Origin of the sequence: Adlercreutzia sp. ZJ242 (genome assembly GCF_011038995.1) — a bacterium.
In the GTDB taxonomy this organism is placed as follows: Bacteria; Actinomycetota; Coriobacteriia; order Coriobacteriales; family Eggerthellaceae; genus CAAEEV01.
Map to the genome: position 1 here is coordinate 41,794 of NZ_JAAKEE010000009.1, position 13,244 is coordinate 55,037.

General features: G+C 58.9%; 4 protein-coding genes. 3 read left to right on the plus strand and 1 reads right to left on the minus strand.

Annotation, left to right across the window (positions count from 1 at the left end):
• Positions 1 to 51 precede the first annotated feature (51 nt).
• The gene (locus G7Y49_RS04080; RefSeq protein ID WP_241157262.1) at positions 52 to 948 is read right to left on the minus strand and encodes a transglutaminase-like domain-containing protein; all 897 of its coding nucleotides are present in this window, start codon (positions 946 to 948) and stop codon (positions 52 to 54) included.
• 683 nt (positions 949 to 1,631) lie between these two features.
• Here G7Y49_RS04080 and G7Y49_RS04085 point away from each other — a divergent pair.
• The 3 genes from G7Y49_RS04085 to G7Y49_RS04095 are packed head-to-tail and all read left to right on the plus strand — an operon-like array spanning position 1,632 to position 12,977.
• Positions 1,632 to 3,698: a hypothetical protein gene (locus G7Y49_RS04085; RefSeq protein WP_165171398.1), complete on the plus strand. Its 2,067-nt coding sequence runs from the start codon at positions 1,632 to 1,634 to the stop codon at positions 3,696 to 3,698.
• Positions 3,699 to 3,751: 53 nt separating this feature from the next.
• Positions 3,752 to 12,295 carry a Cna B-type domain-containing protein gene (locus G7Y49_RS04090; RefSeq protein WP_165171400.1) on the plus strand — a complete coding sequence of 2,848 codons (8,544 nt, stop codon included), beginning with the start codon at positions 3,752 to 3,754 and terminating at the stop codon, positions 12,293 to 12,295.
• A 1-nt stretch (position 12,296) separates the two neighbouring features.
• Positions 12,297 to 12,977 (plus strand): hypothetical protein, encoded by a 681-nt coding sequence (locus G7Y49_RS04095; RefSeq protein WP_165171402.1) that lies wholly within the window; start codon positions 12,297 to 12,299, stop codon positions 12,975 to 12,977.
• Positions 12,978 to 13,244: the final 267 nt, after the last annotated feature.

Here is a 13,244-nt window from a genome sequence, read left to right on the forward strand (position 1 = left end):
TCTCTCAGTCTGTCTCTCTCAACTTCCGAACTGCTGTCTGGCCGCGTGACGTCAGTAGACGTATCGGTCGGTGTACGAGCTGCCGTCGCCCACGAAGTCTGACGACCCGCCGGCGGCGAACGTCAAGTCGACGCGCGTCCAGGTGCTCTCGTTCACGGTGAAGCTCGCGGCAACCCAGCTCCCGTCGATGAACACCATGTTCCAGGCATGGTAGATTCCGTCGGGAGCCACGTCGCCGGTGACTATCTTGCAGGGGATGCCGACGCTGCGCAGCATGGCTGCCGTGAGCGAGGCGTAGTCGAAGCAGATGCCGCTTCCCGACGCGATGGTGGCGTCGGGGTCGGGCACATAGCCGGTGGCGTCGGTGAGCGCGGCGGCCTTCTGCTCGTCGTACGTCACGTTGGCGCACACCCACTCGCATATGGCGCGCAGCGCGTCGCCCTCGTTCTGCGCGCCTGCGACGAGCTGGCTGGCGAGGCGCGTGCTCTCGCTCGACTCGTCGAAGTCGCAGAAGCAGTTGGGGCGGAGGAAGGGCTGGAACTCGTCGGCGAGCTGCACGGTGGCCGGCACCTGGTCGGACAGCGCCGCGTAGCGCGTGCCCGAGGTGTTCTCCCACACGCAGAAGGTGTAGCTGCCGTCGCCCATGTTCAGCGGGCACGCGATGGGGGTGCCGTCGCCGGGAAGGTCGTAGTAGTAGCTGACGCCGCCCTGAGCCACCTCGAACTTCAGGCGCGCCGACGAGGTGGCGGACGCGGCCACGTAGCCCTCGCTCGTGTGCGAGATGTCGATGAGCGCGCCGTTGCTGCTCACGGCCGCGGCGGCGTCGAAGGGGGCCAGCGCGGGCGCGGCCTGCTCGAAGGCGGCGCCTGAGGTCGTGCCGCCCGCGGCCGCGTTCGAGTTCGCGCCTTGCGCGTTCCCGCCGCAAGCCGCGAGGGACAGCGCCGCCACGAGCGCGAGGGCCGCTGTCGCCAGGGCGCGGGCGGCGCGCCTGACGCTGCGGCGCGCGAGACGCGGGCGGTTCGTAGAGTGCGAGCGGCGCGCCGGGGCAGCCGCAGGCGCGGCCGCAGCGGCTGGAGTGGCCGCAGGCGCCGGAAGCCCCCTGAGAGCGCACGCGTCCTGCGCGCGCGCGGCGCGCGAACGGCGAGCGTTCTGTTGGCGGGGGGCTGACATCAGCGCGTCTTCCTGCAGGTTTTAATAGGTTGATCGTACAGTGAAATAGTAGCAGAGGACACGCGCTTGTAAATGCCAACGCTGCTTTGTGCCAGATAAACCGCAGATTCCCGAAGAGCGGGAAGGCGGCGGGCTGTCGCGTTTCCCGTAGGGGGAAGGGGCTTCTGCAAGGGAAAGGAAGGCCCGAAAACATGAGGATTATCCTCATCATCATATGAAAGGGCTTGCTTTGCAACGCAAAACGAGCCGATCGTGACAGCCAATTTTGATAATGTCACCCCCCGGTCAAGTTTTGGTTGAAATGACGTAAGGCATCATTAGAATATAAAAGTTGACACACTCTAGGAGCCAAGACTAAGAGTTAAAAACAGGCATTCCTTCAGGAGGATATGCCGGGAAAACCTGCATCAGCGCGTGCGAGGAACAGCGCATGGCAGGAAAGGTGGGAGGAGAAGGCTCAGATGGGCAAGAGGTTTTTGACGGCTCTGGCAGCCTGCGCGCTGGCGATGTCTCTGATGGCGCCGGTGGCGGCTTGGGCAGATGAAGGGTCGAGCGAGATCAACGTGTCAGGCGCCGACCACTATGGGGCCGTCGACAAGAACGGCAACATCGACGTGTTGATGGTCACGGCTGATGCGGGCACGGAGCTCTACGTGTCGGTCGAGTACGGCGGCAAGACGATCCTCAAAGACTTCCAGCATGTGGTGAGCTCGGAGAAGGCGGCAGGGGAGCCAGAGCTCATCATGCTGAGCTCCAAGGGCATCAACCTGGATCATCTTGACCGGTACATGCTGACGGTGAAGGCGGGCTCGCCGAACAGCGACCCCTGCTACACGGGCAAGTTCCAGCCGGTCTACGGCAGCATGGACGGTGACCAGGTTCTTATCGGCGTCCGCACGCTCGCAGCTGACGGTTCTGAGGACGCCCGCGAGTTCACCCCTTCCTCTACCTTCTTCTGCAATGGCAGCGACTACAAGTTGGCGGAGTGCGCGCAGCCGGGCGAGGACGGCGTGTACCGCTATGAGAGATTCAGCGCCTCTGAGAGCATTGCGGGTCGCATCGTCTACGTTGACCAAAACGGCGCGCAAATTCGCGAGACTCCCATAGACGGCATCAGCCCTGACGCTGCGACGACGGTGAAGCTGCCCACCCTCGTCGAGCGAGTGACCTCCGAGGGCAAGACCATCTTCTATCGCGTGGTGCACCCGGGCAACACGCTTACGGTCGCCTATCCCGGGCAGACCGAGTTCACGGTTCACTGCAAGCAGATGACATTTGAGCTTGAGCAAGGTGAGGCCGCCAATCAGTTTCTCGCGGTTATCGAGTACTACGACACGACGACTGCGGGCGAAAGCGGCGAAGGCGCGTTGCTCATGACGGATCAGCTGTCGGTGACCAAGGACTTCGTCTATACCGTGCCGACTCAGTTCAGCCAGATGCGTGCCGTGGGCGAAGGCGACGCGAGGCATAACGTCATGCTCACTTATGGACTGTGCGGCGACCAGCCGAGCTCGGCGGTGCTGGGCAACGGCAAGCTCACCATTAACGCCGAGGTGCCTTACGGCTTCGATGAGGCGAGAAGCAGCGACAACGTGAAGTACTATCGGGTGAACTACCAGGTTGTGAACGATCCTGAGAAAAATGCGCACGTTACGTACACGGTGCGTTACATCAATGCGGCGGAAAGCACCTCCAGCGCGGGCACGGTTCTGAAGACCCAGGAGGTGACGGTCACGCGTGAGCAGCCGACGGTTTCATTCGAGCCGGAGGCGAGCATCGAGGTTGAGGGCGTCACGCTCGTGCCTTATGGCTCGAAGTTCGAGTTGAAGTACAGCACGACGGCCAGTCCCGTTTATGACATCTACTATGTGCCGAAGGATTATACGCCGAAGGACTCCTATGAGGTCACGGTGAACTACGTGAACATCGCGAACGACGACGTTCTGCAAACGGGCAAGGTGACCATCGACCCCACGGTGGCGGGTGAGATGCTCATCGGCCCGGCGCCCGAGACCATTCAGGTCGACGGCAACAACTACGTGCGCCTCGACGGACAGAGCGAGGCATTCCTCCACAGCTACTTCACCCCTGCGCGCACCTATACCGTGTACTATCGCGACTCACGTGACACCCAGTACGGCAACACCGTCGTGCGCAACACCGTCGTGCGCTACATCGACGAGGGGGTTGTCAACGACGGAGCCGCTGACGATGGAGCTGCCGACGGCGGCACGACCACGGCTCAGGCCTCGCTTGCTGCGGCAGGAGGTCAGCTGTCTGCGGTTGACGACGGAACGGGCGCAGGCGTGCTGCTCAACAACGAAGGCGTCGATACGGCGACCGAGCGCGAGCTGCTTGACGACTCGACGCCGTTGGCTCAGGGCTTGGCGAAGTCTCAAGAAGGCGCGGCGGGCATCCCGATCGCCGACATTTCGGCTGGCGTTCTCCTTGCCGCAGCGGCGGCGCTCGGGCTGTTCTTCTGGCTGCGCAAGCGCGGCAATCGTGAGAAGTCGGAGGCTCGCTCGTGAGAAGTCGACGGATGAAGAGGCAGAACGGTTGCGAGACCTTTGAGGACGGAGCTATGAAGAGCAAGAAGACCAAGCGTAACGTGTCAAGTCCGGCGAACCGCGCTCTCGCGGTGCTCCTCTCGTTCGTCCTGGTGTTCAGCCAGAGCACGATCGGCTGGGCGGCGGATGCGGGCGACGGCGCAGAAGCGAGTGCGAAGAGCTCCGATGCGCCTGCAGCCGTAGAGAAGGATGCTCGCACGACGCCTGCTCCCACGGAGGCGGATGCGGGTGACGGCGCAGAAGCGAATGCGAAGGGGTCCGAGACGCCTGCAGCCGCAGAGGAGCATGCCAGCACGACGCCTGCCCCCACGGATGCGGGCGAAGGCGCAGCGGGCGCTGACGGCGGCAAAGGGGAGAACGGTGGCAATAACGCCTCGATTTCCAACGGCGTTATAGTCCTCACCGATCCGCAAGGCAACGCTTCGAGATCTCAGCATTCCTCTGAGGGGAATGGGATTTCCATGCGCGTGACGATGAACGGGGAGAGCGTCCGCGTTAAGTTTGACAATCAGGAACTTATGGGCTCCTGCGATGTCAGCGTGATGCCTGGCAAAGAAGTTGTCTTCCAGGTTATCCCTGCAGACGGATATGAGATCGGCCCCAATTCGGTGCAGGCGTTCGATGCTTCGTATAACCCCATTGCCCTTATAGCAAGGAACAATGGCGAATACGTCATTCAGGGGTCAGATGTCAAGGAAGGTATCAGCCTCAACGTTGGAGCTATTGCGAGCACGAATGTGCCAAATGAGGCGCGCGATGGCGACGGCACGGCCGTCACTTTTAACGTGCCTGCCTCCAGCATTACTGATAGGATGTTTGTACTCGTAAAAGATAATAAAAGCTGGAAAGGTGCTGAACTGACGAGCAATGGCAAAACGCTCTCAGGTGAAATGAGCACGGTCACTAAGCTTGAAGAAGTTGTACTCGTGCGCCTCGCGTACGGGAAGGCTTCCGAGGTTGACAAAAAGATCAGCGGGAAAGACAACAGTGTTTGGAACTGGGATGAGGGCAACACCAAGAACTTCTTCGTAGAAGTGCCGGCTGGAAAAGCCTTTGCGGGTAGCTATATAGTCGACAGCCTTGACCCTGCTAATGTCTTCAAGGACGGTGTTATCGCTATCACCGCCACTCCTATCACGGGAAAGACGACTACGCGGAGCTATATCTACAATCAGCTGGGTTTCGCGGCGGAATTCGGTGTTTTCGCAAATCGGTTCGTTGCGAAAACTGACATGGAGGGCAACATTGCCGTCAACGAGCTTGACGTTGAGGAATGGATGAACTTGAACATGGGCAACAGCAGCAATGTTGACCAGAACATCAAGACGATAGAAGTGCATATTACCAAGTATCTGCAGAACAACGAGGGACAAAGCATCGTGCTTGACAAGCCTCAGACGTTCAAGTTCGGGGTGTTCAAAAAGGGATCTAACGAAGCGATCGAAACAGTGGACATTACTGTTCCTGAAGGAGCGTCGTATGCAACCGGATCGGTTTACATTGATGTTTCGGGCAATGGTGGTGGAACAGACTCGAGCAACTATTACAACGTTTACGAACTTGATAAAGACGACGATCCGCTAAAGAGCGAGCCGAAGAACGTGAGTGGCAATGTCGTATATGATGACAAGGGCAAAATCGTCATGAATAATCCTAAAAATGGGGATTTTACCGTCTCGTACGTTAGCAATGGCTTTATGGGTCTCACGAATGAGGGCATCCATGCGAGCGAAAACGTTAGCTACATTGGCGAAAAGACAGGCAAAGGTAAAGTTACTACTCGTGAAGGCATCCATGTTGTGACCATAGACGAGAATAAAGATGCGGTTAATGCCGGATTTGGCGGCGTTTTCACCAATACGGGTTACAACGGCGATCGCCGACTTGATGCCGTGACGCCAGAGGAATTCAAGAACTTCTTCGAGAACGGCAAGGGCATTAGCGACATGTTGACAGGCACGCTTGCCACGCTGTCTGACGATCTTGCTCAACTGGAGAGTGATAGCGCCGTTCAAGTCTATTATTTGAATGCGGAAGATATCAAGCAAAATGCTGTCGTGGATATCCCGTATAGCGGTGACCTTAAGTCTACCAAGGCAAAGCCTGTCATTATCAACTTGATAATTCCCGCAGAGGGGGCAGACCAGTATACCCTTGACTGGGATAACATGATGCGTCTTTATGTCGGCGACTACAGCATGCGTCCCAATAATACCTTTGACGTTGAGGGCGGCAACATTATCTGGAACTACGTGAAATATGACGATAGCGGCTCTTTGGTACCCTATGCCGGAATGATAAATGCTAACGGCTCTCCTTCGGGAACCCATCTGATTCCGAAGGGCAAAATTCACTATGGTAAGTCAACCCCGGGTTCGGTCATTGCCGATACGGTGTACCAGCTTGACGGTGAGATTCACAAGGTTCCTTTTTGGCCCACAAATGAGCCTCAAGTCAAGGTATGTGATGTTGCGGTAGCGAACATCCTGGAGGAGGGAAAAACTGTCCAAAACGGGAATGATATTTCACTCACCGTCAAGAAGGTTTGGGAAGACGCCGACAATCATGACGGCATACGTCCCTCGTCTTTGACGGTTACGTTAAAGAAAGATGGAAAGCCTTATCCTAACGAGGAGGCTGCCAAAGTAACGCTGAATGTAGAGAACGGCTGGTCGTACACATGGGAGAATCTTCCCAAAGACGGTACGTACACGGTTGAAGAGGTGCAGTGGGTAGGTTATTTCCTCTCCTCTACGCATACCGTTTCGGATTCTGCTGGAAACACGACGATAACGCTTACCAACAAGCATGTTCTCACAGAAGCAAGCGTAGAAGTTGAGAAGCGATGGAATGACAACGGCAGTCATCCTGATGCTATTCTTGTTCAACTTTACGCTGATGGTGCGCCCTGCGGCGCCCCGCTTCGCATCAAAGAAGGACTTGACGGCAAGTGGGTGGGCGCGTGGACCGATCTGCTGAAGTACTCTGACGAGGGAAATCATCAGAGAGTCAACTACACGGTGGGCGAAGTGAGTGCCGTCGTTGTGGAAGACGGTGTAGAGAAAACCAAGACCCTTGATGAGCTGGGGTATTCCTCTGTGGCGACCTCTAACGTAAATGGCTCGTATACCTCTTGCGTTATCGAGAATACACGTGCGCCGAGGGCGACCGTCCAAAAGATTGTCAATGTACTGCCGGAAACCCAACTTGAAAAGGACAGCGTAGATAAACTAAAGAAAGCGAAGTATCGCTTCGATTTCTATGAAGAAAATACTGGGGTTGAAAAGCCGGTGTTCTCGGTAGAGGTCTCCGATAACGAGATCGCGGAGCTTCCTGTAGACAAGCTAAAAGACAGTGTGACTTATCGTGTTGTCGAGAATCCCGCATCGGTGCAAGCTGCAAAAGATAGCCTGCCCGAGGGCGCATCACTTGAGCATATGGGCAAGGTGAGCGTTAACGGGAAGTCTAATGACGACGGAAGCGCATCGTTCGTTTACGACCAAAGCAAGCCGTGGGTAACCATTGTGGCGGAGAATACTTTTACGGCTGGCAAGAAGAAGGGCTCGTTGGAGATCACCAAGAAGGTTGAAGGCGACGGTGCGAACCTTGTGAGCGGGAAAGAGTTCACCTTCAAGGTGACCAAGCCCGATGGAACGTATGCCGAGACGCAGTCCGTTGCCGCCGGCAAAACCGTGACCTTCGAGAACCTCGATGCAGGAACCTATACCATCGAGGAGGTCTTCGAGGGGTCTGATGCGCCTGCTAAGCCCGATTCGATTGAGGTCGAAGGTGCTGGCGCTGTTCTGGATGGCACCGGCAAATACAAGGCAACGGTGGAGATAGCTGAGGACAAGGTTGTCACGACGTCGAAGGTGACGTTTACCAACATATATGATGCGCGTACGTCGGTGTCGGTTGAGAAGAAGTGGCAGCACGCGAACGGCATCGCGATGACGAGCGCGCCTGGGGGCGCGAGCGTGACCGTGCAGCTCTTGGCGAACGAAGAACCGATGAGCAAGACAAACGGCGAGCCGATGGAGGACAAGACGCTCAACGAGACAAACGGGTGGAAGGACTCGTGGACTGACCTGCCCATCAAGGACGAGAGCGGGAAACCTATCGAGTACGGTGTCAAGGAGACGTCTGTTTCGGGCGTTGATGCCAGCTTTGCAGCAGGCGTCGTGTCGAAGAGCGACGACAGCTCTCATGCCGTCACGAAATATACCGTCACGAACAGGGAAAACAAGCGCGATCTTTCCATCCTCAAGAACGTGGTGAACAACGGGGACGTGACGGGCATTCCCGAGTTGTTCACCCTCATCTTGAAGCAGACCAAGGACGAAAAGGGCAATGCCCTTGCCGAGGGAGCGGGATACCGCCAAAAGATCGACCTTGGAGACGACCAGACGAGGACCTTGTCCAACATCCCCTACGGCACCTATACGCTGACTGAGTCGTCCGCATCGATCACGGGTGCTGACTGGGACTTCTCCCTGAGCGCCAGCGACGGGCTAGGCCTCAAAGAGGTTGCGATCGACGGCGCCAAGGCCTATGAGTTCGACTATCTGCCTAAGAACGCATCCGGCAAGCAGCTTACCCTCACGGCGACGAACACCTACACCAAGACGCAGGAGGCGAAGGGCGCGCTCACCGTCAAGAAGGTCGTGACAGGTGATGGTGCCACGTCAGCTGAGAAGAACGCGACGTACACGTTCGCCCTTACGCCGAAAAACGACGGCAGCTCCGTGTCCAAGTCTGTTGCGGTCAGCGGGAGCGGCGAAGGCCAAGTGGTCTTCAACGATCTTACTCCCGGTGACTATACGCTGACCGAGGTGCTCCCCGAGGGCACGACGAAGAAACCCGTAACGAGTGTCGTGCTCAAGAAGGGCGATGCTGACTCTGCGGGTGATGGGCTTGCGGCTGTCTCCCTTCCCGCGACGATAACCGTCAAGGCGGGCGACACGGCGAGCGCCTCCGTGGTGGAGGTCACCAACACCTATGCCAAGCTCACGTCCGTGTTGGTTGAGAAGAAGTGGCAGGACGCGAACGGCGAGGGCATGCCTGCGCCTGAGGGTGCGAAGGTCACTGTGCAGCTCCTGGCGAACGGCAATGCGGTGTCGGGCAAGACGCTCGAGCTCAGCAAAGAGAAGGGATGGAGCGGCTCGTGGACAGATCTGCCCACCAAGGACGCGAACGGCAACCTCATCACGTACAGCGTCGATGAGAGCTCTGTGACGGTTGCCAACGCGGCAGACTACCATAAGTCCGTGAAGGTTGAGGAGACTAACGGGACCTATCAGGTCGTCATCACCAACAAGAAGAACGAACATCATGCGCTCTCCATTGTGAAGGACGTTGACGCTGACGAGGGTCTCAAAGTCCCGGACTCCTTCCCGTTCACGCTCCAGCGCATTGCCGATGAGAGCGGCAACAAGCTGACGGACGAAGCGCCCTACGCCTTCACGTTGACCGACAACAAATCGTGGAGCAAGCATGACCTGCCCTTCGGCACGTACAAGCTGACCGAGGCCTCGGCATCTGCTGACAACGCAAACTGGTCGTTCACGCTTGATGACGCGGTGTCTTGCGAGTCGGCTGCGGCACCTGATGGCGCCAAGGCGTATACCTTCGAATACACGTCCGCAAACGCTGCCAACAAGACGCTTTCCCTCAAAGCGACGAACACCTACACCAAGACGCAGGAGGCGAAGGGGGCGTTCACGCTCAGGAAGGTTGTGAACGACGACGCTACGGCGGACGAGAAGAACGCGGAGTACCATTTCACGCTCACGCGCGACAACGCCCCTGAGGACACCGAACCTGTCGAGGTGTCGGTCAAGGGCAACCAGTCGACGGTCGTCGAAGGTCTCGCTCCTGGAACATACACGCTGACCGAGGTCCTTTCCCCTGAGGTGAGGAAGCCCTCCTCGACGACGGCGAAGGTCGTGGCGAACAACTTGACTACCGCGTACAACAGCATGGATGGCGTGAAGGTGACCGTTGCGCCGGGTGCCGCCGCCAGCGTTTCTCTGGTCGAGGTCACCAACACCTATGCCAAGCTCACGTCCGTGTCGGTTGAGAAGGCGTGGAAGAACGCTGACGGCAGCGAGTCCGAAGCGCCCGAGGGCGCGAGCGTCACCATGCAGCTCTACCAGGGCAATACTCGGGTCGAGGGCAAGACCCTTACGCTCAGCGAGGCAAACGATTGGGAGGGAGCATGGACCGACCTGCCTGCCGAGGATGAGGACGGCAACGCGATCGCCTACACCGTGAAAGAAGTCAAGGTCTCGGGCGTAAACGCGAGCCACTACAATCCGCCTGAGGTGACCACGACAAAGAGCCCGGACGGAGAGTTCCACGTCCTGGTCATCAACGGGGCGACGCAGCGCCATCTTGCCATCCAGAAGATCGTCGACAACAGGTCCGGCGTCGACGCGCCGACATCGTTTGACTTCACGCTGCAGCGGATTGCCGATGAGCAGGGCAACGAGGTCTCCGACGGTGCCCGGGAATTCACGCTGAGCAGCAGCGGCGATAGCGCCCAGAAGAGTTTCACCGAGCTGCCGTACGGCAGGTACAAGCTGACCGAGTCGGGCGAGGCGAAGGTTGCCGGCGCCGATTGGACGTTCTCGCTGAGCGGCGTCGAGCGCCAGGCTGTGCCGGGCGAAAACGCGTACACCTTCGAGTACACGGAGAAGAACGCCGTAGGCGCCGTGGGCAAGACGCTCACCATCACGGCGGAGAACACGTACACGAATCATGCGTACGGCGCGTTCAAGCTGGCGAAGTCGGTGACGGGTGACGGCGCCACCGACAAGGACATGCAGGCAACGTACCGCTTCCAGCTCATGCCCAAGGATGCGCCCGAGGGTACCGAGCCCATTTCGGTCAAGGTCCAGGGCAACGATGCCGTCATGGTCGAGAGGCTCGAGCCGGGCACCTATACGCTGACCGAGCAGCTTCCGAACGGCAAGACGCCGGAGACGAGCGTCGTGGTCACGAGGAACGGTGAGGGGACGCCCGCTGAGTACGACAGCGCCAACGGCGCTGAGATAACCATCGACGCAAACGACACCGCCTCGACCACGGTGATCGAGGTCACCAACGCCTATGAGCGAGCGGAGGGCTCTGTCACGCTTTCTGCCGACAAGATGCTCTACGCGCCCGATGCCGCAGAGCTGAACCCTGCGTTCTCGTTCGTCCTCTCGGGCGCGACGCGCGACGTGGAGGGCGAGCAGTTCATCCTGCGTGAGGGCGAGGCTGAAGCCGTTGAAATGACGGCCGGAGACACGCTTGCAGATGACGGGACGCCTTTCGCGACCTGTCTCAGCAACGCAAAGTTTGACGACGACGAGGATGGCGACGGGCTGCGCACCGCAGCGATCCAGTTCCCGACGATCACCTACGACAAGCCGGGCACCTACTACTACCTGTTGAGCGAGGAAGCTGTCCAGCCCACCACGCTCGAGGATGTGTCCGAGCTGCAATACGATCCGATGACCTGGGCAATTGAGGTTACGGTCAAGGAGGCTGCCGACGAGGCGACTGACGAGGTGAGCCTCGAGGCCGAGGTGACCAAGGTGTGGCAGCGCTATGGCGGCGAGGACTTCTGGTATGACGTCGCGCTCAGCGAAGACGGCAGCGGCATCTCGTTCTGGAACATGAGCTTCATGATGCTGAGCGCGTGCTTCGCTCACAACGCTCGCGTGCCGGTTGACTCTGATGACAGCGCCCGCGAGGTGTGGGTTGATCCCACCGTGCACAAGGACCTCGTAGGCGCGGAGCTTGAGGAGGGGCAGTTCTCCTTCACGCTTTACCAGCTTGACGCCGAGAACCCGGCGGGGTCGGCGGAGATGCCTGTCCTCACGGTGAGAAATGATCGCTATGGCAACGTGAGCTTCAACGGCAAGGTTGTGGGTTCGGTTGACGGCGGCAGCAGAAGCTTCGCGTTGCGCTATGACGAGAGCCAGATCGGCGAGCACTGGTATGTGATTCGCGAGGACGTCAGCGACCGCAACGCGAGGGTCATATACGACGAGGACAAGGCGATCTACGTGTACGTGAACGTCTACCTTGAGGACGGCATGCTCAAGGCGGAGTGCACGTACTATGATGCGCCGAGCACAAGCGCGAACAAGCTTGTCACCGAGGAGAGCCTGTCCTTCGTGAACAGGGCGGAGGGCATTGACCTGCAAGTGCGCAAGCAGAGCAAGGATGAGTCGAAGGACCCGCTGGTCGGCTCGACGTATGGCCTGTGGATCGCGAACTTTGACGGCGGGCGTGACGTTTACTTGGGCAATGCGGTCTCCGATGAGGACGGAATGATCACCTTCCGCAACGTGAACCTCATTGAGGGCGAGTGCTACTACTTCAAGGAGGAGGCGGCGCCTGAGGGTCATTTGGTTGACTCCTTCCGCTCCGCTATGTTCTCGCCGGTGTGGAGGGACGGCAAGGTCGCGCTGGTATATGAGGATGAGGAGTCGTTCGTCAACCGTGGTTTAGGCGGCGACGGCGCCGGCGACCCCACTCAGTGGAAAGACAACATGGTGGAGGAGTAGCATGGTGACGGCAGCAAAGAGGAAGATATGGGGGCAAGCTGCCACGCTCGCCGTCTTCCTGACGCTTGCAGTGGCGCTCGTGCCGACGTGCGCGCTCGGTCAGACGCTCACCTACGATTACAAGGGCGAGGGCGTCAGCGACCTGACGACCAAGCTTGTGGTGACGAAGCTGGACCAGAACCGCTTGTACGTGAAAGGCGCGGTGCTTGCCATCTGCCGCGCCGACACGGGCGAGGAGCTGGTGCGATGGACGACCGAAGAGGATGACCGCATCTTCGATCGCTACCTGAACAGCGGGGTGCCGCTGAACGTGAACGAGCACTACGTCATCAAGGAGATCGAGACGCCTGAGGGCTACGAGTCGATCGAGGATGTCGAGTTCTACATTGACAGCTATGGGAACGCGGTGGTCGTAAACGGCGCGGATGCCGTGGCGGAGAATCGCGAGCAGATCGTGCTTACCGACGTGCGTCTCCTCGTGCACGAGACCGTGTACGAGGAGCAGGTGGTCCACCGTTCGGACGAGGCCGAAACCGGGGATCAAGAGGGGCAAGGCTTCTTCTCGAGGCTCGCCCAAACCGGGGATCCGATGAGCTGGATGGTGCTCGCGGCCGGCGTGGGCATTGCCGTCGTTGCGCTAGCGGGGGCCTCGGGATTGGCGAAGATGCGCATGCGCGGCTAGGCTCCGATGGGCATGTTGCCAGAGGACGGGCGCTTGCAAACGCCGACGCCGCCCTGCGTCAGGCAAACCGCAGATTCAAGAAGGGGGAGGGGTGACAAAGTAGGGATCCGAGCCAGCATCCGCCGTCCTCGAGCTCGCTTGCGCCGTCTTCCTGGCTGCTGTGCCTTGAGGTCTCGGGAGGCGCATAGGCGCATGGCGAAGCTCAATGGGGCAATGATGAGGATATATCAGTTTATTCGCAATCTGTGGCATAATGAAAAAGCTAGG

What these genes read in the sequence shown, in the direction of transcription:
- G7Y49_RS04085 (WP_165171398.1), top strand. Translation starts at nt 1,632, where the DNA reads ATGGGCAAGAGGTTTTTGACGGCTCTGGCAGCCTGCGCGCTGGCGATG.
- G7Y49_RS04090 (WP_165171400.1), top strand. Translation starts at nt 3,752, where the DNA reads ATGAAGAGCAAGAAGACCAAGCGTAACGTGTCAAGTCCGGCGAACCGC.
- G7Y49_RS04095 (WP_165171402.1), top strand. Translation starts at nt 12,297, where the DNA reads ATGGTGACGGCAGCAAAGAGGAAGATATGGGGGCAAGCTGCCACGCTC.